This window comes from Limnofasciculus baicalensis BBK-W-15, assembly GCF_024178385.1.
Lineage (GTDB): Bacteria > Cyanobacteriota > Cyanobacteriia > Cyanobacteriales > Coleofasciculaceae > Limnofasciculus > Limnofasciculus baicalensis.
In genome coordinates this window covers 5,942-30,658 of record NZ_JAMZMM010000027.1, presented here as the reverse complement: position 1 = coordinate 30,658, position 24,717 = coordinate 5,942, and the positions used below count along the sequence as shown (strand labels likewise).

The window sequence follows — 24,717 nt, the reverse complement described above, 5'->3', positions numbered from 1 at the left end:
CTCCCCACTCCCTCTAAGATATTCTTTCTGAGGTAATATTTCTTTGATCTACTCGTAGAAGGATTTTATTGTGACACTACAAGAGTTTGGTTTGTTAGTGATTTCAATTTTGGTTAGCGCATCGGGGCAATTTCTGCTCAAGGCGGGCGCTTTGAAGTTGGGAAAAGTTACTGCTGGTAATTTGGCTAGTCATGTGCTTAGTATTGTGATGACTCCGGAGTTGTTGGCGGGTTTGTTTTGTTATGGATTGGGTGCGATTACTTATATTTTACTTTTAACTCGTGTCAAACTTAGTGTGGCTGGTCCTTCAACGGCTTTAATGTATATTTTTTCGGTTTTATTTGGTTATTTTGCTTTTCATGAGTCTATTCCGGGAACTCGTCTATTTGGTTTGGGGTTTATTGTTTTTGGGGTGGTTTTGGTTGCTTGGCAGAGGTGATATGGTTTTTTTTTTACCCAGAAACCGGGTTTCTTATATCTAAGCGGCTCCGCATTTAAACTGTATATTTTCAATTTAGGGAAAAAGTCATCAAACCTTCTCCGCTGCTCCCTTCTCCCCTGCTCCCCTGATGCCAACACAGACAAATTAAAAGCGTGACAGCTTATGGCGATAGCTAAATTTTAAAGAATTGTTAGATAAGTATCAACTGATTCGTCAGGTAATACTTTTAGGGTTTGATTGCGTAAATCTGGTTCTAAACCTAGGGCTTCTAAGGGAATTACGCCTAAAAGTGCGTCTCTACCTCCTGGTAATTCTAAACATTCAAAGGTTCCTTCTCTTCCGCATAGTAAAATCGTGGCATCCCGAAAGATTCTGGCTTTACTTAGTCCAGTTGCTGTGGTGACACTAACTTCTTTTAAAAGTTCTAGTCCCAGATTTGCGATCGCGTCTGGAGGTAGGCACAAGGTTGTTGCGCCTGTGTCTACTAGGACGTTCGGTTTTAACCGACTTAAGCTATTAGACAGTGGTTTGAACCACTGTCGGGTTATTGCGACTTCTGCAAGTTATCAATTAAAGGTAGTTTGATAAAACTTCAACAGTTGCTTTTCCAGTTTTCTCCCAACTAAATTGATTGGCTCTGGCTAGACTAAGATGTGAAAGGCGCGATCGCAAATTATTATCTGTTGCTATTCCTGCCATAGCTTCGGTAATTTCTGAGGTATTGTAAGGATTAATTAAAATAGCTGCATCTCCAGCTACTTCGGGCAGGGAGGAAATGTTGGAGGTAATGACAGGAGTACCGCAAGCCATGGCTTCTAAAACCGGGAAACCGAAACCTTCCCAAAGACTGGGGAATACAACTGCGATCGCGCCGTTTATAATTATTGGTAGTTCTTCGTAGGGAACGTAATCTAGAAATTTGATTTGATTAGTCAGACTTAATTCCTCAACTTTTGCTTGGAGAATTGGGGTATAACGTGGATCGGATGATCCTGCAATCCAAAGTTCATAATTGCGGCAATTAGGAATAGCAGCAAAAGCGTCAATTAGGCGGTGAATATTCTTGTAAGGATCGTGCCTACCCACATATAAGAAATAAGGAGATTTTCCCACCATCGCATCTCCTCCACACTCCCTACTCCCTACTCCCCATTCCCGAAAATGATTGTTATAGCCGAGGAGAATTGGGGTGATTTTACTAGCTGGGATATTGTAAAAATCAATAATATCTCTGGCGGTGGAGGTAGAGTTGCAGAGGATATGTTGAGATTGAGATAATACTTGGGGAATGTAGTAGCGGAAGTAGGGTGTTAGGGGTGAGAAGCGTTTGGGAAAACGAAGGGGAATTAAATCGTGAACCATTACCACGTAGCGACAATTAGTATAGATTGGTGCTTCGGGGATGGGGGAAAATAGGAGGGATGATTTGAGATTATGGTGGATATGTGGGAGTTTAAATTGTGTCCAGAGTAAGCGGCGAAAATGTCCTTTTGTTCCTTGGGCGGGGGTTAAATCTCCAGGAATTGGATAGCAGGGAAATTCGGAGGCGAGAGGGAAGTGTTTTGAGGCGATGGGGGAAATCAGGAGGGTGGGATTGAGGGGTTGTAAATGGGGGAAAAGATTGGCGGCGTAGGTGGCTATGCCTGTGGGTTGGGAAAATAGGATAGGGAGGTTTACTATCAGTTGATTTGACAATTCTGAATGATTTACTTTAGAGTTCATTGCTCGATTGATTTATGTTTTAAGTAGTATACTTAAGAAGGGAAATAAATAGTAGGGTGGGGAATCCCCACCCATCAAGATTTTTAACGAACAGAATTATCCACCCTCCCCAACAATTCCTCAACTGATAATTGAGCTAACTGCGACAGCAATAAACCTAAATCCTCTGGAGATAAAGTCAGTAGACTTGGAATAACATTAGTCAATCGTTCATCCCATTGACTAAAACGGAGCCTCAAAATACTTTCCGCAAGTAATCTTTTGGCTTCTAGAACACCATTATCATCGACAGAAACTGTCGCTAATTGCACCAACAGCATGGTAAATTCCACCGCTGGTAAAGCCGATACTGGGGCAATAAGAGCTTGGAAAACTGGATCTAAATCTCTCAATCGCACCCGGAGAAAGTTTTCTAATATATAACGATGTTCTTCAATTTTTCCGCGTTCAATACCCTGCTGAATACCTTTTTGTTCAGCCGCTGCTAATTGTTCTTGAAATAAAGGAGCAATTGCCATAATCAACTTATCATCCTCCAATGTTTCTGATTCTGACTTTTCTGACCGATTAACATTCAAATTCAATTGTAATTGATAAACTGATTCTAATGCACCTAAGCGCCAAGGATTATCCAGAGGTAAGGCAGCCAGAGACGCGAGTGCATCCTCTTGCACTTTCCCCCTACCTAAAATTCGTAACCACAGGGTTTCCGGAGTTTTCGGCAACTGATGAATAACTACAATTCCGGTTCGGAAATGTTCTCCCAGGAAATAGATTCCCCTCCCCCAATTATCTTCTGATATTGTTGTATTAAACCCATTTAATAAAGTCTCTGAAGCTGTGGGAGTTAAAATCCACAACCAAGGTGCTTCATTGGAGATAGTATTTTCTCGTTTAGCTTGCCTTGCTAAATCTGCTTTTACATCCAACAACTTGCTCAAACAACTGAAAACTTTTTCAGTTGTGATCGGATTTCTAAAGGGTTCAAATAATGCTGGGGTTTCCGCCATCTTTCCCAATAAACCTAGTTTTTCTCTATATTCAGAATAGCCGGAATTTTCTGGATTTGGCGTGAAGTAAATATCAATTTCACGGACTTCGGAAGCGACGGGTTTAGCCGGATTTACACCACCGATGTAACTGAGGGGTTTCGTCTAATATGTCTACTGAATAAACCCCATTGTGAAAAAACTATCGTAGACATTGCTGGGTACTGCTAGGTATAAAACTCGGTCAGTTTCTTGTTGTTCTAAAGCTGCTCGATAACTAATGAATTGTCCTAAAGCTGTATAAAATTGGGAGATTTTGGATGAGCCAATAAAGCTTTTGATTTCAACGGCGATTTTCTGTCCATCTTTTTGAGCCGCAACCACCTTTTCTGCACCCAAGTCGATGTAAAGCTCTAGGGTTCCTGCTTGTAAATTGTATGGATCGTGAGTAATCTGCCATCCATCTTTCTGGAGAGCAATTTTAACGACTTCGTGAAAGGCATCTTTAGCAGCCATGGCTGTTTGACTGGTTGTGTTTAATATCTTAGATAGTTGTATTTCAAGTATATACGCTATTCATCTGAAAGTCTTGGTCTCTAGTTTAATTCAATCTTGTCTAATTTACGATTAAGGTATAAAATAAACTCCGGGTGACTCAAATATTATCGCTGACTAATGACGCAATTCCCTCACGATCAATTTGCCAAAGATTATCTCGCTGAATTATTAGCGCCGATTGGCGAGGTAAAAACTAGTCATAATGTGGCTTCAGAAGTCCGTGAAATTGATCTATTGTTTACACCATCTACTCTGATAGTCTCCTACATAAAAAAGTTGGGATTGTTAGGAAAATTGGCGACAACGCCTGCGGTATTTGAACCATTTAGAAATGCGGTTACTCCCCAGCAAATCCGTAGTTGTATGGGAAAGGTATTTGATATTCATGCTGAGTGGGAAAGGCGGGCAAAGCGAGAAAGGAGGCGGATTAATTCAGCCAAATTACCACGATTATGGATTTTGACACCGACGGCTTCTCCTGCTTTATTGGATAGTTTTGATTTTCGGGGGATTAATCGCAAAGGTTACCCACTGGGAGTCTATGTATTGGGGGCTGGTTTATTTACGGGATTGGTGGCGATTCATCAGTTACCCCATACGGAAGAGACGCTGTGGTTGCGGATTTTGGGGAAGGGAGGGGTGCAGCAGGAGGCGATTAAGGAGTTGGCGGGATTGGCGGTGGACGATCGACTGCGAGATAGTGCGCTAGAATTGTTGTATGATTTGCAGACTAATTTGCAAGCGAATAATCGGGAATTAAAAGTAGAGGATAGGGAGTTGATTATGGCATTGGCACCTCTTTATCGACAACAGATTGAGGCGGCTAGGGAAGAGGGTATTGAACAGGGTATTGAACGGGGGATTGAACGGGGGATTGAACGGGGGATTGAACGTGGGATTGAAAGGGGTAGGCAAGAGGAGAATCGGGCGATACTGGAAAATTTACTGCGGATGCGGTTTGGAGAGTTAGATGAGATTTTTACTGTTTTCCTGACTCCGGTATCGGCTTTGTCTGCGGTGGATTTGACGAGGTTGTTAGTGGAATTATCAACGTTAATTGTTGATGATAATGGTGTTAAACAGGCTCAAGTTTTACTGGCTCAATCTGTTTTGAAAATGCGGTTTGGGGAATTAGATGAGCGGATTGGGAATATGATACCAGGTTTAGTGGGATTGTCTCCGGAGAATTTGGGGTTATTGCTGTCAGAGTTACCGGAATTGTCGGTTCATGAGTTGTTGGTTCGATTGGAAGCAGCGATTTAGGTTATGTCACAGGCAAGATGCCTGTGCTACGGATGATGAATTTATTATTTGGGAGGTAATAAAGGATCAAATGTTATGAGGTACAGTAGCAGTAATTTTCAGGTATGTGAGGTGCAGAGAAACCGGGTTTCTGAGGTGTACTTCATAAACCCGCAATCTCCTGTATCAATCCTCAATATCAGGATGCTTGATAAGCTGCTGTGAATCTAAATTGTATATTGAAATTTTTGAAAGGGTTTTTTGTTTTTTGGTGTGGGGTGATTAAAACTTAATATCTCTCCAGGTTTTAGTGACAGTCGCAGGCAAGATGCCTGCTCTACGGATGATGAATTTATCGCTTTTAAGTTAGTAATGATTTGTAGGCTTTGATGGTTTCTTTGGCTGTTCTTTCCCATGAGAATAGTTTAGCTCTTTCTTTCCCTTTTTCAATGAGTTGTTGGCGAAGTTGGGAGTCGCTGATGACTTTTAAAATGGCTTCGGCTAGGTGCATTTGGTCATCGGGATTGATGAGTAAAGCTGCATCTCCTGTAACTTCTGGGAGGGAGGAGGTATTGGAGGTAATGACGGGTGCGCCTAATGTCATTGCTTCTAAGACGGGAAGACCAAATCCTTCGTAGTGGGAGGGATAGACGAAGACATCTGCTTTTGCATAGAATAGGGCAACTACTTCGTCGGATAGGTAGTCGAGGTGGTGGATATGGTGTTTGTAGGGGGAGTTTTCTATGGCGGTGAATATGGGTTGGTAGTGCCATCCTTTTTGTCCGATGAGGATGAGTTGATGGTCGATTTTATGGGTTTGTTTTAGGTAGTTGAAGGCGGAGATTAGGGTGGTAATGTTTTTTCTGGGTTCGATGGTGCTGACGAATAGGATATAGGGTTGGGAGAAGTTGTAGTTGATTGAATTAGTGGGTGGAATGACTCGGATATCGGGATGGTAGCGGCTGGCTAGGGGGGTGACGTGGATGCGATTTGGATCTATGTTTAGGTATTCAATAATGTCTCTTTTTGAACTTTCTGATATGGTTAAGATTAGGTCAGTCCACTGAAGGCATTTTTTGATGCGGTGGGAGTAAGTTTTTACTACTGAATCGATATAGTTGGGATATTTAATAAAGGTGAGGTCGTAAATTGTTAATACTTTTCGGCTGTTTTGATAGGGGTAAACGGTGTAGTTAGTGCCGTGGATGATATCGGGGTTATCTAGGTAATGTTCGAGGTAAAGTGGGAATAATTTGGGAAAGTTATCGAGGAGGAAGTTGGTAATTCTGACGGGAAAGGGGAGGAGGTAACGGTGGGAATAGGGGGTGAGAGAATTGGGAAATTCTAGGCTACGGCGTAGCCAGTTTTTGAGTCCGGGTTGGTAGGTAATTCCTAGTTGGAAGTTTTCTTGAGTTTGGAGGGAATTTAGGGAATGAATTAGGTTGGCGACATATAAGCCAACTCCGCTGGGTTTGGGGGATATGGGGGTGGCGTCAACGGTTATTTTTAGCATGGAAATTTTTATTCAATTTTATGTAATCAAAAACCACGATCTGGAATTTTTCCTTATAGCTCTATTCTTTGTTTACAGGTCGAATCATAAATTTTGTAAAAGAAATGGACATTTGTCTGGGATCATTTGGCGCAAATGACACGGGTTTATTGTTCCAATATTTATAGCGAAAAACAATTTGATTTCTTCCTTTGACAGCCGGGATTTTTAGAATCTGATCGATCTTCTCATTTTTTCTAATATTGGTAATTTCTTTTACGGTAGATCCGTTGACCTCTACTATTACATCTTGACCCTCAATAGGATTGTCAAAGCTAAAAAGTAGGTTTAATTCCTGAGATGTAAGAAGTTCAAATACTAGGCTAGTTTCAGATCCTAATGCCCATCGCCAGTTATTAGGTGTACTTCCTTCAATAGTGCTAATACCAGTAACAGCAATGCCATGAGGTGACTCATTCTCTAACAAGTTAGATTCAGCTAAGTCCAAAATAGACTTAAATTTAAGACTAACGCCCAAGGCTGAATTAACTTGCTTTCTTAACTCAGGGGGTTTCGGAATAAACTTTACCTGACCAGCTCCAGCAACTAGCGTTTCTACAACAGGTTTACCGAAACGTTGGTAGAATTCTTCAACACAATCCTCTGGCAATAAATCAACGTAAAGATTGATACCAGCAAAATTATTTAACTGATAAAATTTTTCAAAAAAAGACCATTCATCTGTTTTAAAACATCGTTTTTGACGAGTTGCTGTATCGTCAGGAAAAAGCAGTTTGTCCCAACCAGCTTGTAAATATTGCTCCATTTGTGAAGGATGTAAACGACCAGAATATTGACCCATAACTTTTTTGTGATGAAATCTTCTGAGCGTGAAAACAGAATTATTGCGCTCATAGAACGGACACAACTCTTTTAGACCCATCCCGTTTCCTCCTACCACACAAAATGGCCAGTCTAAAACTGCTTCGCCTGGTTGCTTTTTGACATAATTCATGTAAGTAAAAAAAGTCTTATCGAATAAAAAAGGCTGATAGTTAATCCAGGGTAAGTAAGCTGTATAAACTTCGGTACAAGCTAGACAAATCATCAGAGATAGCAGCAACTGTCTCTTAGTCCGACGGATCGCACTAAAGTTAATTTCTAGAGAGAAAAGACAAAGAATAACTGGATAGATCGCAGTGCTGCGACCGGCAACACGATAAAATGAAAACCAAGGAAATATTTTGAGTATGGGAAAATGTATAGGATGATACAAACTACAAAGTAGTAAAATGGTGATTAATGGTATAAAAATGATGATACGTTTGCGGGTTTGCCACAAACCTACTGCTCCAATAATTAGTAAGAACCAACCAATACTTCCACTCCCTAACATTTCTGGGGAATCTTGGAATATTTTTTGCCAAAAAGCTTGTCTTGGGTCTAAGCCAGGTAAGTAGGGAATTATTGCCCTGAGAGGGTTAGCCCACCAAGCGCCGGTCGGCCATTTAGTGAAGTCAAAGCTTTTAGCTTCTCTGGCAATTTGAAGGGCTAAAGGGAAATAAGTATAGATGACGATAACATCGAATGTCAGTAAAGCTAAAGACTGGCGAGTATAAGTGAAAATTTCTTTTTTGTATATTCGTAATCTCTGAGCAACTAATTCTTTGATTGCCAGTTTTTCTCGTAAATACCTATAGGCAAGTATGACAGTTAGGAAAAGTAGAGAAACTGTAAGGGAGAGCAGAGCTAGAGCAGCTACATATCCTAAAGGTTGACCTAGGGACAGCGCAAGCAAGCCAATCCTCACTAGAATCAGTCTTAGAGGCAAATCTTGCCTTAAAGTAACTCTTTTAACAATCAGGAAATCGGCTACAAAGTTCAGAGTAGTCCAGTGATGCACGTTACCCAAATTTGGATAACTATTAAGTACATAAAAGTTGCCAACTGATACTATTAATCCGGCACCAATAGAGCGAGCAATACCATAATCCCAAACAAGCAGACTGTAGCTGCCAACTGCTGTTACTATTACAGTCAGAAGGTAGTATATCTGTAACCAAGAACCATCCCAGAACAATGAGTAAAGAGTAGCAAAGAAAATATCTCTTTCGATTGCCCAAGCTTGAAATACGCTATTCGTTCCGTAGGGATAAAAGACTTGATTGTTGACGAGATTTAAGGTGGGAAATGGTTGAAAGCTGAGATTTCTTGTGAAATAGAATCCTAAATATTCCCAAATGTTATAGTCACCACCTCCCCCTAAAGGGATAGAAAAGTCTTTAATAAACCAAATACTAAAACCTAAAGAAATTAACAAAAAAAGTAAAAAAGCTGCTCCTAGGGAAAGAAGCTTATAATTTGATCGGTCGCTCATTTTATTGTGTTTGGGTAAAATCATTAAGTTTTGACTTGAGACTCTGCTAAAAAATTGGCTAATAACTTTTTAAGCTAACTTACTTATCTACTGACTCCCATTTCATTTGAAACTTCTGCATCTTTGGATGAGAAACAACCAAATGCCAGATTACTGCTTGAAATGCTTCTGTCTGAGGTGTTACAGTCTCGTTATTTAGCGGTGGAATAATCACACAAGCATCTGCTACTTTTGCGGTATAGCCACCATCTCTACCTACTACTCCGAAAACTTTAGCACCAACTTCTTTGGCATATTTCAAAGAAGAGACGATATTGACACTGATGTTTTTTTCAGCATTTCCACCCCCGACTGAAAAGACAAAGATGCCGTCACGACTGTTAAGATGGCTTCCTTGTAACCAATTAACAAATGCCGATTCCCATCCATCATCATTAATCCGGGCAGTTAACTCGGATACATTATCGGTAGGGGTGTAAGATTCAATTCCCGCAATTTTCCGAAAATCATTGACCGCATGGCTAGCGTGCCCTGCACCACCGCCTACACCAATAAAAAACAGCCGTCCATTGTTGGCTCTAATTTCAGCAATTTCTTCAACCATTTTTTCGATTATCGAGACATCAATGGTATCAATAATCGATTTTGCTTCCGCTAAATACTCGGTGATGTAACTCATTATACTTGTCTCCTTTGTCTATCAAATTGAGAATTATATCTGTAGCCTCTAACACGCTCAATGCCTGAAAATCAGCTACTGTGTCCCTGTTGTAGGGTCGCTCAATCAAAATTGTTTGGCATCCCGCTTCTGTGCCTGCTGCCATATCTTTCCAGGAATCACCCACCATAAAAGAACGGTTCAGATCAATTTGCCATTGGGCTGCCAAAGAAATTAGCATACCAGACTTTGGCTTGCGACAAGCACATCGATCGCTATCATCATGGGGACAGACCAAAAGATCATCTATGGGCAAGGATTGACGAATCGTTTCTGATATCTGTGCCAAAATTATCGCGTCTAGTTTTTTTCTGGCGATGTCTGGCTGGTTGGTAACGACAAAGACATAAAAACAAGCGGCTTTTAATCGTTTTACAGCCTCTGTAATCCCCTCCCCCCAAATAAATTCGTCTAAGCTACGGGGAGAAGCTGGTTTACCATTACGGAAGACAACTTTGTTGACTACGCCATCTCTGTCGAGAAAGACAGCAGGTTTAAGATTAGACATAAGCGATCGCATTTTCCTCCGCCGAACGATAAAGTGCATTTAGCATCCTCATCGCTGCTACCCCATCTTCAGGTGTGCCTAGATAGGGGCAGCCCGTTTCAATCGCCTTGACAAAATCTGCCCATTCCAGTTGCCAAGAAAGGTCCGGTTGATCGAAAACCATTTCTTCTATTTCTGGTACACCTCCTTCTGGGTTTCTGATTGCCAAAGTTAATCGTTCAACACCATAACTTTTACCCAATCCTTCAATCGTCAGAGAACCCTTTTGCCCATAAATTTCCAAAGAAAATAAATTCTTCCACTGCGTCCAACTGGTGTGAAAGCTGGCAACTGCACCATCGGCAAATCGAAATAGGCCAAAGCCATTATCTTCTAAAGGTTGAAGCGGCCAAACTGCTGTTTGTAGGTAGGCAAATGCTTCCGTTGGTAAGCCAGCAAACCAGTGAATCAAATCGGCAATATGAACACCTTGGTCAGTTAGTTCCCCGCCACCTGCTAGTTGGGGGTTGCCGCGCCACTCTTTTTCGTAGCCAGGGCGACCGCCATGCCCATATCGGGCGCGAATATTGATTATCTCTCCAATCATGCCTTCTTTGTAGAGATGATACGCTTTAGCAATGGCGGGATGGTAGCGGTGATTGAAACCAATTTTGAGTACCCGTTGAGCTGATGAAGCAGTTGCCGCCATTTTTAAGGCTTCTGCTAAATTTCGACCCATGGGCTTTTCTATAAGGACGTGCTTGCCGAATTCTAAGGCAGCGATCGCAATTTCCGCTAGCATCCCGTTATGGGTAGCAACAGCAACGGCATTTACCTCTGGATTAGCGATCGCTTCTCGCCAATCTGTGAGAGACTGACAATTATACTCACAGGCTAACGCTTCGGCGGCAGCTAGATTGATATCAGCCACTGCCAATAGTTGAGATTGGGGATGTTCACAGGCTTCCTGCGCTCTTCGTTTGCCAATTAGTCCACAGCCAATTACTGCTACTTTAATCATTGCCAGTCCATCCCGCGTTCTTTCGGTATGATACGTCTTAGGGTGAAAATATCCGTACTCTTTAACTCTTCCAGATGTTCTGGCCAATCTTTCCAGCCATCGTAGGGCGCAGCAACAAATTTTCCGGTAATGCCTTTGGCTTGATCTGAGATCAGAAAAGCGGCACTGCTTCCCCCTACGGATGCAGGCACACCTCCTTTTTCAATTTGAGCTTTTGTTGTCTCCAAAAACTGATCGCCTGCCAATTTTCCAGCCGCTAATGTCTGCTGATGCAGGCGCGTAATTACAAAACCTGGGGCGATGCAGTTAATTTCAATATTGTGGGGTGTCATTTCAATCGCGGTCGTTTCTGTCAAACGCACCACGCCTATCTTACTGCAAGCATATCCTGTATAGTTAGGGAAAGGACTTGCCGCACCACCACCGGAGAAAAGCGCGATTCTCCCCCCACCATTTTTTTTCAAGTACAGGCAACTTTGACGAAGCACCAGAAATGTACCAAAGAGATTGATTTCAATTGCTTTGAACCACTCTTGTGGGTTGACATCTGTAATTGTCCCAATTGGGCCGTAAATACCTGCTGCATGAATCACTGCATTGAGAGGTCCAAACTGAGATTCAACCTGATTTAAAGCAAGCTCTACTTCATTCTGTTTCGTAACATCTGCGGGAATGCCAACGATATTCTGATACCCTTCTGCCTTGAGGCGATTGACGGCAGCATCTAGTTCACTTTGATTTCGGGCACAGATTACCACACGTCCATTGGCTTGAAGACAAGCCTCAGCCGCAGCATAGCCCAGCCCCATGCTACCGCCTGTAATCAGAATATTTTTACTTGATAAATCTATCTGTTCAGACATGATGACCTTTCCTTAAAATTTACGAGGCACGACCGATACTTAGAACAGTAAAGCCAAGAGACTTGATTTCGGCAAACCGTTCTAATATAAAACTTTTTGTATCAAAAAAGATATTGCCTGTCATCCTTTTCCTGATTTCACTAAAATCTAAGCTTTTGAATTCCGGCCATTCTGTCAGCAGCACCACTAAGTTTGCCTCTGCAACTGCTTCATAGACATTGGTGAAAGTTTCAAAATTTCCTGGCAGATGAGCCTCGTTCCAATCGGCTTTTGGATCGTAAGCTCTAATAGAAGCACCTCGCTTAACCAAGTCATAGGCAACTTCTAAAGGCAAACTTCTTCTTAATGTACTGGTTCCTGGTTTGTAGGTCATGCCCAGCAGGGTAATTGTTTTTCCTTGCAGATTACCTAAAGCATCTTCAGCGACTTTTCCAACTACTTTGACTCGTGTCTTGTTGTATCGCCACATATCTCCAAATATGGGAGATTGGTTGCCGATTTGTTGATTGATGCCTTCCAATACTTGCAAATCTCGTCCTAGGGTTCCTCCTGAGAAACCGATTCCAGGACTAAGATAAGCGCGTTTACCAATGCGCGGATCGCACTTCATCGCTGCTGCAACTTGAGCAAAATCAGCCCCAACGGCGGCGCAAATATCAGACCATTGATTTGCTAGAGTAATGGAGGTAGCTAGAAATGAATTTATCCCGTGTTTTGTCATTTCGGCACTGGGCAAATTCATAAACAAGCATTCAGCTTGCATGGGGGAAAATAGTTCAGCAACAGCTTGGCAGGCTTGGGGTTCATCTGCTCCAATCACAATATGACCGGGGTTTAGGTAGCAATTAATTGCTTCACCCAATCGGAGGTTTTCTGGTGAGTAGACTACTTCTAAAGAAGAGTCAATGGCTTTGAGTTTTGTACGGAACAATCTTGCCGTACCGACTGGAAGTTGAGCGCTAACAATTAGGATTGTATTGGGGGCAAGATGAGCAGAGATCGCTTCTATTGCCTCCTCAAGTATGGAAAGATCTGAGGAATCGTCGTCTCTGACGGGTGTATCGTAGGCGAGAAATACAAAGCTACAATCTTTAAGATGTGTCGGGTTTTGCGAGAAAGACAATAAGCCTTTTTCTAAGCTTGCTTGAATCGTCTCTTGGAGTTCAGGCTCATAGATGGGAGGCTGACCTTTTGAGAGGTTACTGACATTAGTTTCATCAAAATCTATTCCTCGTACCACATGACCTAGCTTTGACCAAGTAGCTGCGATAACGCAACCTAGATGCCAAAGCCCGACAACTCCAATTTTCAGTTCAGACATAACTTAATTTATACAATACTTTTTGAGTGGAACATCATCGCTTCACTACTGGAGACATCAGCAGCAACTTTAGCACCTTCTGACTCAATGGTGTAGTGCAATCTCGGCATTTGTTGAGATTCCATAAACTTCTCTAGCTGTTTGTGGTTCTTGGTGCAGTAAAGCATCAAAAATCCTCCCCCACCAGCACCGATTATTTTACCACCAAGGACGTTGTAGTTTTGACGGACTTCCTCATAAATATGGTCTACTTTTGTCAGGCTAATCCTCGCAGACATTTTTTTCTTGTACTGCCAATGTTCCTCTAGCATTTGTCCCCAAGCATCAAAGTTTTCATCTTTAATGGCTTCGAGAATTCGGTAGCCTAAATCCTTAATTTGATGTAAGCTATTTGCCACTACATCATGCTTGGGTACAGATTGAGACTGCATGGCGGTATTTTGTTCGGAGAGAACATCAACAGCATCGCGGCGAAAGCCTGTATAATAAATATGAGTGTTAGCGACTAAATCTGCGATCGCACTACTTCCCATCCGAATTGGTTTCACCTCAACTTTGCCATCTTTGGCAATCTCCAAAACTGTTAAACCACCAAAGGCTGCCATGTACTGATCTTGCTTGCCAATCCCTTTTTTAAGGATGTTCAATTCAATATCGCAAGCTTCTTCCGCAAGCACCTTTAAGGAAACATAATCGCGACGGTAATGATGCAGTGCCAACAACAAGCCTATTAAGTAACAGCTAGACGAACCTACCCCGGTTCCGGCTGAGAGATCCGCCATTGAAGCGATTTCCATCTTTTCTTCAATGCCGTGATAGCGCAGTGCTTCTCTAGCTAACTCATGCTTCAATTCCGAAACATGAAACACGGTTTCGCTTTGGGTATAGTGTAGGCGGATCATCTTATCCATTGTGGGTGGATTGATCATCACATACATATATTTGTTGATGCCCATGGCAAAGATGAAGCCGCCATGCTTTTCGTAGTAAGAAGGTAAGTCCGTACCACCTCCACCCAAGGTAACTCTAAACGGTGTACGTGTGATGATCATGCCAGTTTTACCTTTCCAGTTTCAATTAAGGACATCGCTTTGGCATAGCTTTCTGGAGTATCCAGACCTAGACAATAGCCATCAATTAGATAGCCTTGAAGATAATAACCTGCCGCTAGCATCTGAGGGAAGAGGTGACGGGCAAAATCATAAAAAGTTTGTTTTGGAATCATTTTTAAAACCTCTGCTTCCAGGAGATAAACAGCAGCATTTACTAGAGTAGAGGGGCTAGTTTCCTCAGTACCAGCCATTTCAGTAAAGCTGGTAATTCTACCATTCTCATCTAAAATCACCCTACCACCTGCGATCGCGGTATGGTGATGAGTATTCTGGTCAAATAGAGCAATCGTTGCTACTGCCTCTGAACTTTGGTGTGCCGCCAAAAATTTAGCTAAATCAAAACATACCAGACTATCGCCATAAATTACTAAAGTCGTTCCCTGCCAATGTTGTTCTAGGTTTTTATACGCCCCTGCTGTGCCTAAAATTTCTGGTTCTAGGGAATAAGACACCTTCAGTCCCAGATTTTCACCAGTACCGATTACCTGTTGAATTTCTTCAGCTCGGTAGTGCAGATTAATCCATACAGACTCTATTGCAGAACTTACCAGCCAGCTAAGATTGCGTTCTAGAATACTTTTACCCTCAACTGGCAGCAATGGCTTAGGCAATCCACCTGATACAGGCTGAATCCTCGTACTTTTGCCAGCAGCAAGGACTAATACACCTAAGTCTTCTCTGTTCAATTTTTCAGTTTTTCTCAAGTTCATTTCTCATTAACTACCGTCAATCCAATACACAAATTCAGATTAATAATTGGGACTAAAAGTGGAAAAAAGGTACGATTAATAATTGAAAACTGCTTTTTATGTAATTCTCCTATAATTTCATGAGGTAGATTAATATGTTCGCAAGCAACGAACCAATCATAACTCTGTTTGTAACGCTTCTCAAAAATTCGACGTGCAGAAATATTACGAGCTAAACTATAAGCAAAACCACCTTCACAAGGAATAACAATAGAAAATAAACCATTGGGTTTCAATATCCGCTTAATTTCATCAAGTGCTTTGGGCAGGTTGGGCAGATGTTCTAAAACATGGATTGCTAAAACCCGGTCAAAATAGTTATCTGAAACTTCAATATGTTCTTGACAGTCACCTATCACTATCTCTACTGAAGGAAAATCAGCACGGATAGCAGCCGCCATTTCAGCTCGTAGCTCTAAGGCTGTATACTCTTGGCTGTTGAGGTTTTCATACCGCAAGTGTTCTCCCCTTCCCGATCCGATTTCCAGTGTTCTCTTGGTTGTAGGAGGCATCTTCCTTAACGGATAACCATGATTAAACTTTTCAACAATACCATAACGGTTAGGCAATACTTGATGCCAATAATTTACAAAGTCTTCGCGAATCCATTTCTGTTCTTCAGTCAGAGGAGGTAATACTTTGGGAAATTGAGATTTTACTTTATTCATGGGTGATTATTGAAATAGATGGTCTTTAATGTAATCAATTGACCGCTGTAACCCTTCTTCGAGGGAAACTTTTGGTTGCCAACCTAGATTTTTTGCCGCTGTAATGTCAGCCAATGTTACCTGCGCCTCACCCGGAAAATCTGGCTGATAAATTGGTTCAATATCAGTTTGCAAGATAGCAGAAATTGCCTCAAAAATCTCTCGTACCGAATAGCTAACCCCACTGCCGAGGTTGTAAACGTTTCCATCTGTATTGGGGTCATCCAGACATTGTAGGTGAAAATCGTTAATATCATCTACATAAACAAAATCTCGGCGTTTTTCTCCTGTGCCGTAAATTGTTGGTTGTTTACCTTGTAGCAGGTTGATAATAAAAGCACTCATCAGTGGTGGAATCGTGCGACGATAATCTTGCCTCGGACCATAGACACAGAAATAACGTAATGCCGTTGTCCGCATCCCATAAAACCGTCTATAAGCCTCAGCAAAAGCCATACCAGCTAACTTGCTAACAGCATAAAAACTCTGGGGATTAACTTCACTTTCTGGTGTGGGCAGGACTTCTGAACCTTCATAAAGTGCCGAAGATTCAGCATAAATTATTTTATCAACGCCACCCCGACGCGCCGCTTCAAAGACATTAACTGTACCAGTAACATTAATATCACTAGTTTCTAAAGGGTCATCCTGACAGTCGGTAATGCAGTTTTTTGCTGCTAAATGAAAGACAGCTTCAACTTGATTAAACAAGGGATAGATGTCAGGAGAACGGATATCAAGTTTGTGAAACTCAACTCCTTCTGGTACTTGTTCAATCACGCCATAAGCCAGATTATCAATACCAATCACCCGAAATCCTTGATTTATTAAATGATCTGCCAGGTTACTACCGATAAACCCAGCCACTCCAGTAATCAGAACAGTTCTTTTTGTAGGCACGATGGATATTATTGCTTAACAATCGATCTTGAATCCAGCTTTACAGGCATCATCGTAAAACATTTGTACGGTTTCGCGGGAAAGTTCACTTAAGTCTTTATCTCGCATCGAAAGTTTTTTCAGAATGTCCCCCGTTGCTGTAATAATGTCACAACCACAGATTTCAGCTTGATAGACATTAAGTACTTCCCTTGGCGATGCCCAAAGCAATTCCGCTTGGGATTCGGCTTTAAGCATCTGAGCTGCTTGTGCCATAATCGGCACAGGGTCAGATCCTGTATCAGCAATTCGTCCCGCAAAGACGGAGACGATCGCAGGAACATAGGGAGACAGTACATTATTGACAGCTTGTACCTGATCTAATGTGAGGATGGCGGTGACATTCAGTTTAATCCCATCCCCAACTAGCCTTTTAACCAATGCTACGGCTGACTCGCCTTTAGTATTGGTGATCGGTATTTTGACATAGACGTTCTCGCCCCAACTATTGATCTTATGTGCCTGTCGATACATAGTCTCGAAGTCATCGGCAAAGACTTCAAAAGAAATGGGGCGATCGCAAATCATCGTCAGAACTTCTCTGGCAAAGGCTTCGTAGTCAGTAATTCCAGCCTTTCTCATCAGGGTGGGGTTAGTTGTGAACCCCTGGACAATTCCACCATAATATGCAGCCAGCATATCATCCAGGTTAGCACCATCGGCAAATAGTTTGATTTTAAACATGGAGAGTGGTTATAATGCTGGCTGGGTTAAGGTCGCTAGGATACAGATGGACAGAGCGCCTCCTGTATCTCTCAACAGAGTTACCAAAAAGGAGTGTACTTTGTCAAGTCCTCCTGGCTACTTAATAATTGAGGATATAATTGAGGATTTTTTAGATGCAACTTCTAAGTTACTGGTTACCAAAAAACTATTGATCAAACTACCCCCAGCGAGAAGCGTTGAAAATTTCCCCCTTATTCTCCCGCTACATTGGCATCGGTGGCTTAGTGTTTGTCCTGAATGTTGGGACATTTCAATTATTGATTCTGGCTCAAGTTTATCGACCTCTGGCAACGACGATCGCCTATGTGCTAAGTGTAGCCTGCCACTTCATCCTCAACAAGTTCTTCAACTTCAGGAACTTTGAACGCTCAATCGCCCATCAACTGAAAAACTATGTAGTTGTGGTAATATTTTGCTGGCTTGTTACAGTACTGGTGATTGAAGTCTGTGTTCGTAGACTAGGACTTGCACCTTGGTTGGCACAACTGGTAGCAGTTGCCGTCAATATCCCTACTGGGTTTTTGGGTAATTACTACCTAACCTTCGGCGGCGGTGTCAAACCGCTGCTGCGAAAGTTGCAGCGATATTTCAGGAAGCTTTACTAAAATAAGTCAAGCCTTAAGGCAATATTGATTGGTGTGAGTTTGTGTAATGAGGAGGATGAGGAGTGAACGATTATCAGACTGAAATAGATTTAAGCATCATTATTCCCGCTTACAAAGAAGCTAAAAAAATCAAGCAAGATATCCAATCGGCTGCTGAATTTCTGGTGTCTCAGAGGCTATTTGGTGAAATTTTGTTAGTCGATGACGGTTCACCGGATGATACATTGGCAACGGCGAAGGCGCTAGAACTTGAGTTTCCGAATCTTAAAGTATTAAGCTATAAACCGAATCGAGGCAAAGGTTACGCCCTACGCTATGGGATAGCTCACTCGAAGGGCAAAAGCGTGATGTTTGCTGATGCAGGGCTTTGTGTACCATACGATATCGCAGCGATTGGGCTAACAATGCTGCGCTTGCGAATGTGTGATATGGCGATTGGTTCCCGCCGGATGCGAGGCAGTGTTCGACGTGAGCAACCTTTATACCGACGGCTGGGTTCTAAAGTTTACAGTTGGGTGATTCATACCTTCATGGGGATTCCTTCGTATATTTCAGATACCCAATGCGGCTTTAAGTTGTATCAGGGTAATGTGGCACGTTGCTTGTATGCTTCGGCATTCACAGATGGTTTCATGTTTGATATTGAAATCATCCTACGAGCTTTGGCAGATGGCTATCAGATTTTAGAATTTCCGGTTCTCTGGAGTAATGATGCTGATAGTCGTTTTAACCCCCTGCGGGGAACCTGGCGACTATTTCGAGAACTCGTAGCTATTCGGTGGGGCTTGGCTGCTGAACAATGGAAAAAGGTTAAAGTCAAGATTTGGGAAATGGGTTAGCGATAACTCAAACAGATATCCAATATAGCCTTTAGACATGGATCTAGAGGCTATATCAGCATATAGACTGAATATTTGAATTCCTCGATCGTGGTCTAGAGATAATTCTCTATCAACTCTCTTTATCTCTTCGTCTAAATTCTTGATATTATTGATGTATTTCATTGTTATTATTCCTCATCAAAATAATTATTTATCTTTATTTAAACATTTGACATTCATGATTAACTTTAAGTAAATTCAAATAATCCAACTCAATTTTCGACCAGATATAATTTTGCTCAACAAAAACCTTACCCTGCAACCCAAGTTGACTCCTAACTCTCTCATCCATCATATCTAAAGCCACCAAAAACTCATCCTTATTTATATACCACAGTCCCCCGTGCGATCGCCGACATTGACCCACCAATACATCACATTTCCCATTCACTAACACAGGCTTACCTACTGCCCAAGCTTCCAAGAGTACCATAGAAAGGCTCTCATAAGGTGAGGGCATAACTAAAAGTTCGCAAGCCGCCAAAGCATTCCACTTGGTTTGCTCATCTACAAAACCCAGAGGGATAATATCTGGGCAATCGGGAATCGGCATAGTTGGTTTTCCCAACAAAACCAATTTACTTATACCAGATTTTTGGCATCGCAACTCCATAAAATAGCGAAAAAGTTCTTCACACCCCTTAGATGGATCGACTCTGCCAATATACAACATAAATGGTTCATTGATGTTATACTCCTGGCGAAAATCTGCTGCACTGTAGACTTCCGGTGGTTGTACTGCTATCCCGGCAACAGGTCCTTCACAATTTACCTTTGGAAAACGTGCTTTGACAAAATCTCGTTCTTCTAAGGTATTAAAAATAAAACCACGAGGTTTAGCAAACAGTTTATCCCACATACCCATGTAAATAGGCCACTCGTTATGAGCTAAAGGTGCTAGATAAGCTTTTGATGCTACCAATGGCAAAACAAAATAAGTGGTAGCATATAAATAAGTAAAAAAGATAAAAGCATCATATTCATCTTGATACTTTTTCACATAATCTATTAAATCTAATGACCAGGGTCCCTGAGCAACCATCCAAGCTTCCTGCTCGTCTATAGATGCTTCTTTAATCCGAGGATAAAGTTTTTCCGACAACTGATTGAACAACTCTATATCCCGCTGTTGAGCAACAGGAAAACGTCGTACTTTTACCCCAGAAACTTCTGCCATTCCTGGTGAATAATAATTTTGCCAAGTCATATAATCCAAGGCACAAGTTGTCAGGATTTCTGTATCCCAATACTGAGACATCCGCTGGGCAATTTTCAGACAGAGATATTCTGCTCCCCCATTCACCTCCAACCCACAGCGCTGCACGATAAAAGCTACTTTAGTCATTACTCTAACTCGTCTGCGGGATAACTTCTATACAAAAAAGCAGGTTTTTTCTTTCCTGCTTCTTTATTATTTAAGGCTCTCACAAAAATATATTGTCCTAAATCCTGTTCCCGATACTTCAAAAAAGGTTGTAATTCAGAAACTGCTGCATAATTATTTGCCTGATTTTCATGCACGTCAGCAGTAAACATGGCATCAATCGTGAATCCCAGGTAATCCAGCAGCAAAAACAATTCCTGCTTATTGTATTCACGGTTATGTCTGCCGTAGGGACCGTAACCTGAATAGGGATCGTAAATGTTTACCCCCGCAATCATTTTACTGACATTTTCCAATCTACTCACATTTGGTGTGGTTAGGACTAGCACTCCATCAGGCTTTAATATTCTCTTGATTTCCTTGAGAACAGCAACTGGATTCATCAGCAAATGCTCTACGATTTCACAGAATAAAACCACATCAAATTGAGCATCACTAAATGGAAATATCTCATTTTCGATATTAAAATGCCTCGATTCAAATTGAAGGGAGCAATTCTCTCCCGATTGCCAGTCTTTATAAGTTATCCCTTGTACTACTCTATCTTCATATTGGTCACCAAAGTAGTTTGCCAAGGTCAACTCCAGCTTGGTAAACTGTTTCAGTAACATGGTTGTAAAATATGGGTTCGCACCTAATTCCAAGCACTCCCCAGATAAATCGCTTACCAAACCATAGGTATAGACAAATCGTCTAAAGTCGTGTTGGCAGTAATTTACCATTTCTTGAGGGGGAGCATCTGCAACCAGAACTGATCCTAAAAAATCCCGTAGCTTACTTTCGGAAATTCCCTCTGGTAAGGGTAGTTGAGGTATTAAGGGAAATAAATCGCTAGGAGTTGATTTTAATCCAACCTGAACAGCCTGCTTCGCTTTGCCAAAAATTTTAGATAACTGAATCATAATTAATAGTTCTATCCTCTTCTAATATATGCCTCTGCCATTTTGGAGACAATAGAACTTAAATTAGCATTAACTACCGCTTGTGTAAACTCCTCTCGTCTTTGACGTTGAACCTTGATAACTGTTGATCGCAGTCGCCTATCTTTAACAAGGAGTTTCGCTAAAGCAGCCACATGAAGGAGATCATCCTTCCGAGTAAACATTATTCCCGCTTCACCCAAAGTTTCTGGGACGGCACTACTTTTGTAGGCAAGAATAGGAATATCAAACCACATAGCTTCCACAAGTGGCACGCAAAATCCTTCATGTTCGCTCATCGACCACAATAAGTGTGCAGTTCGGTAAAATGCTAACAATTGAGCATCATTAACTTGTCCTGGAATCAAGACATACTTAGTCAAATTCAATTTTTGAATAGTGTTAATGAGATGACAATAGTAAGGATCGTTGATATCTCCGCATCCTGCCAGAATCAGCCGTGCCTCCCGATCCATGGTAAGGTAATGAGCAAAAGCTTCTAGCAGATGATCTTGACATTTGTTTGGTGCTAGACGACCCACAAACAGTAAATTGGATTTGCCATCTTGCAACTGCTGCATCAAAGAATGATCCGCAGGAATATCCCATTTTTTAGGGTTTACAGCTATCGGAAATACCCCAGGTTCAGAAAATCCAACATCTGAAAGTTCTGCTGAATTGTAAGCAGAATCTCCCACTGATATGGGAAAATGTGGCGCAAGTTCGTGGAGTTCCGCTCTCCCCTGAGCTAGAAGTTTGGCAAACTCCGGTCTGTAAGGTGCAAAAAACTCAGCCGGGGTAATGTTATGATAAATCAGACATTTAGATCCGGAGTGAGCGATCGCATATTTGGTTACCTCAGATCCAATCGAATGGTGATAAATTAAGCCAACGCGATCGCTAAGGTATTTTGCTTCAAATAACTTAACTTCATGAGCAACGCGCTCATCCATATACTTAACCAAAATATCCGATTTATATCCACAACTGCGGAGATAATCTCGGATTGCCAGCGCGTGATTAGAGATAGCATCACCATAAGCAATATTGGGCAGAAGTTGATGAATTTCCTGAAGTTTTCCCAAACTAGATTGAGTTATAACAGATAAGGAATTCTCCCTCTTCCCTCCCACGGAAAAATTCTCCCCCTTCCCTTGCAGGAAAAAATTCTCCCCCTTCCCTTGCAGGGAAGGGGGTCGGGGGGTTAGGTTTAATGCCGTTTCATACCGTTCAATCACCTTATCCCACACAGCATTCTCATTTGCATAGGATTGACCATTTATACCATAAATAGAAAGCTGATCCTCACTCATCAAATCAACTTTTGCTAACAAATCTATCCATTCCGTTTTAGTTTCTGCCAGCCAACCCCCCTTAGCTGAATCAACAGCCATTGCCGTTGCCAAACAATCTCGATGTGCTGCAACAGGCTGTCCATAAAACCAAGCTTCCATAATCACGCGAGAGAAACTTTCATTAGTACTTGGCTGGAATAATGCTAAACAGTTAGCCAGTAATGCTTCTTTTTCTCTTTCTCCAACCAAACCAAAATCAATAACACCGGAGATATGATTGTGAAACGATATATTTCCAGTTCCAGCAATTACCAGCTTCAAACTAGAATTGGGATACTTTTCCTTAAAACTACCATAAGTCCTGACTAATAAATCTGTATTTTTTAGAGGATCTCGGCGACCTAAGTAAAGGACAAAACGCTCTTCTTTGACAAGAAAATCACCAATTTTGTCAATCGCATCATCATAATGCTCACCCGCCTCTACACCAGCCCCTGCTACCAAGCTTTTGCTAATAATTCCCGGACCATATAACTGTCTTGCTAGTTCAGCTTCCCCTTCGCTAATAAACAATAATCCCCTAGCTCCATGGAAAATATTAGCGACTTGGGGTAAATAAGCATAAACCTCATCGTGCAAACAAGGCTGTAAAAATGCACGATTGGCGACAATCGGTAATCCCTTAAGAATAAGACCGTAAAGATAGGGAATAAATATAAACGCCTGATATTGATCTTGGTGATTTTTTAAATAATTTAGTAATTGAGTTGAGTTAATATTTTCATCACAAAAAATAGCAGATTCCTGTAAACTGACCGGATTGACTCCCGGCTTGAGCTTTCCAGGTGGTATACTCAACATAAGTCCATTAACTCGGTCAAAGGCTTCGCGATCGCGCCTATCCACCGGAAAGCGGCGAATCTTTAACCCTTCTTGCCAACTTACACCAGCTTTGAGATGGTTAACTCCCCAATCTTCATGAAATGAACGACAGCAAGTGGTTAATACCTCAACTTGATGACCGCGTTGAGCAAGACGTGTCGCTACTTGCCATCCATGCTGTTCCGCACCTCCTTTTAATTCCTTCCCAAACCAAGGAATTACAATTGCTATCGATTTCATAACTTATATCCAACCACAGCATAATCTTGCGGACCATAGAAATATTCATTAAATCTCTCCGCCACCTCCGATCCACTTAATTGAAATGATTCTTCATAGGGATTTAGATTCATAATCTTGACTGAAGCAAACCCCATATTCTCCACCATAAACTTAGTCAAATTACTGGGTAAGGGATTGCGGTGAGTGGGATCAGTGTAAAAATTGTTAGCCCCTACTAAAATATTTTGAGGATTGGGAGTTTCAAAAATAGCCAATCCCCCTGGTTTTAGCACTCGATGAGTTTCGCTTAATAACTTAATCAACACTAAAAACGGTAAATGTTCGATAATGTGAAAACCAGTTACCATCCCCAGGCTAGCATCCGGTAATGATTTCAAGTAATCAATGACATCGAATTCGCTCACCTCCAAACCTCTAGCTTGGCACTGTTCTACCATTACCCGGTTATTATCGATACCCTTTACTGTGTATCCAGATTCCCGTAGCAATTCTAGCCATTCACCACGCCCACAACCAACATCTATAATTGGGGATAATTGGGTTCCTATCTTGGCTTCTTCTATCAGGGGCAAGTATACTTTTAGCCTGTCAATAATAACTTGACGACTACCGCGAAATTCTTCCTCAAAAGCTACATAAAAGGCATCTAGTAAATGTTCTTCTTGACTAACAATGGTTTGCAGTTGTTCGGAGTTGAATGGTTTTGGTAAACGTTGTCTTGCCTCTTCCAAAAACATAGTAATCAGACGTTTCTGTTGGGCTAAATCGTTCTTGAGAAAGCTATCATTTCTGATGTAATGCTCATCCATAGCAGCGAGGCAATCTTTTGTACTAATCAACTGTCCCTCTATGGTGGTTAACCGTCCCTCTATGTTGTTTAACCGTCCCTCTGTGTTGTTTAACCGTCCCTCTGTGGTGTTTAAACGTTCCTCTGTGGTGGTTAACCGTCCCTCGGTGGTGTTTAAACGTCCCTCTGTGTTGTTTAACCGTCCCTCTGTGTTGTTTAACCGTCCCTCTGTGTTGTTTAACCGTCCCTCTGTGT

General features: G+C 41.7%; 22 protein-coding genes and 2 pseudogenes. 4 read left to right on the top strand and 20 right to left on the bottom strand.

From position 1 onward, the window contains the following. Nucleotides 1–70 precede the first annotated feature (70 nt). Nucleotides 71–439 carry an EamA family transporter gene (locus NJ959_RS04730; RefSeq protein WP_254010598.1) on the top strand — a complete coding sequence of 123 codons (369 nt, stop codon included), beginning with the start codon at nucleotides 71–73 and terminating at the stop codon, nucleotides 437–439. A 182-nt stretch (nucleotides 440–621) separates the two neighbouring features. Here NJ959_RS04730 and NJ959_RS04725 read toward each other — a convergent pair. From NJ959_RS04725 to NJ959_RS04710, 4 genes and pseudogenes are all read right to left on the bottom strand, one after another. Further along, nucleotides 622–942: pseudogene (locus NJ959_RS04725) on the bottom strand (retroviral-like aspartic protease family protein); the annotation flags it as partial. Nucleotides 943–1,012: 70 nt separating this feature from the next. Continuing rightward, entirely contained in the window at nucleotides 1,013–2,164 is a 1,152-nt protein-coding gene (locus NJ959_RS04720) for a glycosyltransferase family 4 protein (protein ID WP_254010597.1), read from the bottom strand. Between the two features lie 83 nt (nucleotides 2,165–2,247). Beyond that, nucleotides 2,248–3,174 (bottom strand): flagellar assembly protein H, encoded by a 927-nt coding sequence (locus NJ959_RS04715; protein ID WP_254010596.1) that lies wholly within the window; start codon nucleotides 3,172–3,174, stop codon nucleotides 2,248–2,250. A gap of 156 nt (nucleotides 3,175–3,330) precedes the next feature. Further along, nucleotides 3,331–3,669, bottom strand: a pseudogene (locus NJ959_RS04710) (XisH family protein); the annotation flags it as partial. 159 nt (nucleotides 3,670–3,828) lie between these two features. Between NJ959_RS04710 and NJ959_RS04705 the strand changes: the two are divergent. Further along, complete coding sequence (locus NJ959_RS04705; RefSeq protein WP_254010595.1) at nucleotides 3,829–4,974, top strand: RpnC/YadD family protein; 1,146 nt, start codon at nucleotides 3,829–3,831, stop codon at nucleotides 4,972–4,974. A 340-nt stretch (nucleotides 4,975–5,314) separates the two neighbouring features. Here the strand turns inward: NJ959_RS04705 and NJ959_RS04700 are convergent, their stop codons facing one another. The 12 genes from NJ959_RS04700 to NJ959_RS04645 all read right to left on the bottom strand — a co-directional run bounded on the left by NJ959_RS04700 (nucleotide 5,315) and on the right by NJ959_RS04645 (nucleotide 17,423). Continuing rightward, nucleotides 5,315–6,466: a glycosyltransferase family 4 protein gene (locus NJ959_RS04700; protein ID WP_254010594.1), complete on the bottom strand. Its 1,152-nt coding sequence runs from the start codon at nucleotides 6,464–6,466 to the stop codon at nucleotides 5,315–5,317. Between the two features lie 61 nt (nucleotides 6,467–6,527). After that, nucleotides 6,528–8,822 carry a hypothetical protein gene (locus tag NJ959_RS04695; RefSeq protein WP_254010593.1) on the bottom strand — a complete coding sequence of 765 codons (2,295 nt, stop codon included), beginning with the start codon at nucleotides 8,820–8,822 and terminating at the stop codon, nucleotides 6,528–6,530. A gap of 79 nt (nucleotides 8,823–8,901) precedes the next feature. Continuing rightward, the gene (locus NJ959_RS04690) at nucleotides 8,902–9,501 is read right to left on the bottom strand and encodes an SIS domain-containing protein (protein ID WP_254010592.1); all 600 of its coding nucleotides are present in this window, start codon (nucleotides 9,499–9,501) and stop codon (nucleotides 8,902–8,904) included. Beyond that, nucleotides 9,455–10,048, bottom strand: a complete 594-nt coding sequence (locus NJ959_RS04685; RefSeq protein WP_254010591.1) for a D-glycero-alpha-D-manno-heptose-1,7-bisphosphate 7-phosphatase — start codon at nucleotides 10,046–10,048, stop codon at nucleotides 9,455–9,457. The genes NJ959_RS04690 and NJ959_RS04685 overlap by 47 nt, the downstream gene beginning before the upstream one ends. Further along, nucleotides 10,041–11,048 (bottom strand): Gfo/Idh/MocA family protein, encoded by a 1,008-nt coding sequence (locus NJ959_RS04680; RefSeq protein ID WP_254010590.1) that lies wholly within the window; start codon nucleotides 11,046–11,048, stop codon nucleotides 10,041–10,043. Before NJ959_RS04680 ends, NJ959_RS04685 begins: the two co-directional genes overlap by 8 nt. Further along, nucleotides 11,045–11,911 carry an SDR family NAD(P)-dependent oxidoreductase gene (locus NJ959_RS04675; protein WP_254010589.1) on the bottom strand — a complete coding sequence of 289 codons (867 nt, stop codon included), beginning with the start codon at nucleotides 11,909–11,911 and terminating at the stop codon, nucleotides 11,045–11,047. The genes NJ959_RS04680 and NJ959_RS04675 overlap by 4 nt, the downstream gene beginning before the upstream one ends. A gap of 19 nt (nucleotides 11,912–11,930) precedes the next feature. Next, nucleotides 11,931–13,232: a UDP-glucose dehydrogenase family protein gene (locus NJ959_RS04670; RefSeq protein WP_254010588.1), complete on the bottom strand. Its 1,302-nt coding sequence runs from the start codon at nucleotides 13,230–13,232 to the stop codon at nucleotides 11,931–11,933. Between the two features lie 8 nt (nucleotides 13,233–13,240). Continuing rightward, a complete protein-coding gene (locus NJ959_RS04665; RefSeq protein WP_254010587.1) occupies nucleotides 13,241–14,284 on the bottom strand; it encodes a GHMP family kinase ATP-binding protein in 1,044 nt (347 codons plus the stop codon). Next, a complete protein-coding gene (locus NJ959_RS04660; protein WP_254010586.1) occupies nucleotides 14,281–15,048 on the bottom strand; it encodes a nucleotidyltransferase family protein in 768 nt (255 codons plus the stop codon). Before NJ959_RS04660 ends, NJ959_RS04665 begins: the two co-directional genes overlap by 4 nt. A 2-nt stretch (nucleotides 15,049–15,050) precedes the next feature. Then, nucleotides 15,051–15,761 (bottom strand): class I SAM-dependent methyltransferase, encoded by a 711-nt coding sequence (locus tag NJ959_RS04655; RefSeq protein WP_254010585.1) that lies wholly within the window; start codon nucleotides 15,759–15,761, stop codon nucleotides 15,051–15,053. 6 nt (nucleotides 15,762–15,767) lie between these two features. After that, nucleotides 15,768–16,700: an NAD-dependent epimerase/dehydratase family protein gene (locus NJ959_RS04650; RefSeq protein ID WP_254010584.1), complete on the bottom strand. Its 933-nt coding sequence runs from the start codon at nucleotides 16,698–16,700 to the stop codon at nucleotides 15,768–15,770. Nucleotides 16,701–16,715: 15 nt separating this feature from the next. Further along, nucleotides 16,716–17,423, bottom strand: coding sequence for a transaldolase (locus NJ959_RS04645; RefSeq protein ID WP_254010583.1), 708 nt, complete (start codon nucleotides 17,421–17,423; stop codon nucleotides 16,716–16,718). A 218-nt stretch (nucleotides 17,424–17,641) separates the two neighbouring features. Between NJ959_RS04645 and NJ959_RS04640 the strand changes: the two genes are divergently transcribed. Both NJ959_RS04640 and NJ959_RS04635 read left to right on the top strand, forming a co-directional pair. Then, nucleotides 17,642–18,070: a GtrA family protein gene (locus NJ959_RS04640; RefSeq protein ID WP_254010582.1), complete on the top strand. Its 429-nt coding sequence runs from the start codon at nucleotides 17,642–17,644 to the stop codon at nucleotides 18,068–18,070. 62 nt (nucleotides 18,071–18,132) lie between these two features. Beyond that, nucleotides 18,133–18,909, top strand: a complete 777-nt coding sequence (locus tag NJ959_RS04635) for a glycosyltransferase (RefSeq protein WP_254010581.1) — start codon at nucleotides 18,133–18,135, stop codon at nucleotides 18,907–18,909. Between the two features lie 199 nt (nucleotides 18,910–19,108). Here the strand turns inward: NJ959_RS04635 and NJ959_RS04630 are convergent, their stop codons facing one another. The 4 genes from NJ959_RS04630 to NJ959_RS04615 all read right to left on the bottom strand — a co-directional run. Next, nucleotides 19,109–20,296, bottom strand: coding sequence for a glycosyltransferase family 4 protein (locus tag NJ959_RS04630; protein WP_254010580.1), 1,188 nt, complete (start codon nucleotides 20,294–20,296; stop codon nucleotides 19,109–19,111). Next, complete coding sequence (locus NJ959_RS04625; protein WP_254010579.1) at nucleotides 20,296–21,237, bottom strand: class I SAM-dependent methyltransferase; 942 nt, start codon at nucleotides 21,235–21,237, stop codon at nucleotides 20,296–20,298. The genes NJ959_RS04630 and NJ959_RS04625 overlap by 1 nt, the downstream gene beginning before the upstream one ends. An 11-nt stretch (nucleotides 21,238–21,248) precedes the next feature. Further along, entirely contained in the window at nucleotides 21,249–23,672 is a 2,424-nt protein-coding gene (locus tag NJ959_RS04620) for a glycosyltransferase (RefSeq protein ID WP_254010578.1), read from the bottom strand. After that, a partial coding sequence (locus NJ959_RS04615) for a methyltransferase domain-containing protein (protein WP_254010577.1) occupies nucleotides 23,669–24,717 on the bottom strand: 1,049 nt, incomplete at its 5' end. The genes NJ959_RS04615 and NJ959_RS04620, both read right to left, overlap by 4 nt.

Excerpts from the sequence above, each read along its gene's own strand:
- NJ959_RS04630 (WP_254010580.1), bottom strand. The coding sequence starts at position 20,296 with ATGACTAAAGTAGCTTTTATCGTGCAGCGCTGTGGGTTGGAGGTGAAT.
- NJ959_RS04695 (WP_254010593.1), bottom strand. The coding sequence starts at position 8,822 with ATGAGCGACCGATCAAATTATAAGCTTCTTTCCCTAGGAGCAGCTTTT.
- NJ959_RS04715 (WP_254010596.1), bottom strand. The coding sequence starts at position 3,174 with ATGGCGGAAACCCCAGCATTATTTGAACCCTTTAGAAATCCGATCACA.
- NJ959_RS04680 (WP_254010590.1), bottom strand. The coding sequence starts at position 11,048 with ATGATTAAAGTAGCAGTAATTGGCTGTGGACTAATTGGCAAACGAAGA.
- NJ959_RS04625 (WP_254010579.1), bottom strand. The coding sequence starts at position 21,237 with ATGATTCAGTTATCTAAAATTTTTGGCAAAGCGAAGCAGGCTGTTCAG.
- NJ959_RS04655 (WP_254010585.1), bottom strand. The coding sequence starts at position 15,761 with ATGAATAAAGTAAAATCTCAATTTCCCAAAGTATTACCTCCTCTGACT.
- NJ959_RS04705 (WP_254010595.1), top strand. The coding sequence starts at position 3,829 with ATGACGCAATTCCCTCACGATCAATTTGCCAAAGATTATCTCGCTGAA.
- NJ959_RS04670 (WP_254010588.1), bottom strand. The coding sequence starts at position 13,232 with ATGTCTGAACTGAAAATTGGAGTTGTCGGGCTTTGGCATCTAGGTTGC.
- NJ959_RS04675 (WP_254010589.1), bottom strand. The coding sequence starts at position 11,911 with ATGTCTGAACAGATAGATTTATCAAGTAAAAATATTCTGATTACAGGC.
- NJ959_RS04620 (WP_254010578.1), bottom strand. The coding sequence starts at position 23,672 with ATGAAATCGATAGCAATTGTAATTCCTTGGTTTGGGAAGGAATTAAAA.
- NJ959_RS04645 (WP_254010583.1), bottom strand. The coding sequence starts at position 17,423 with ATGTTTAAAATCAAACTATTTGCCGATGGTGCTAACCTGGATGATATG.
- NJ959_RS04685 (WP_254010591.1), bottom strand. The coding sequence starts at position 10,048 with ATGTCTAATCTTAAACCTGCTGTCTTTCTCGACAGAGATGGCGTAGTC.
- NJ959_RS04720 (WP_254010597.1), bottom strand. The coding sequence starts at position 2,164 with ATGAACTCTAAAGTAAATCATTCAGAATTGTCAAATCAACTGATAGTA.
- NJ959_RS04700 (WP_254010594.1), bottom strand. The coding sequence starts at position 6,466 with ATGCTAAAAATAACCGTTGACGCCACCCCCATATCCCCCAAACCCAGC.
- NJ959_RS04665 (WP_254010587.1), bottom strand. The coding sequence starts at position 14,284 with ATGATCATCACACGTACACCGTTTAGAGTTACCTTGGGTGGAGGTGGT.
- NJ959_RS04690 (WP_254010592.1), bottom strand. The coding sequence starts at position 9,501 with ATGAGTTACATCACCGAGTATTTAGCGGAAGCAAAATCGATTATTGAT.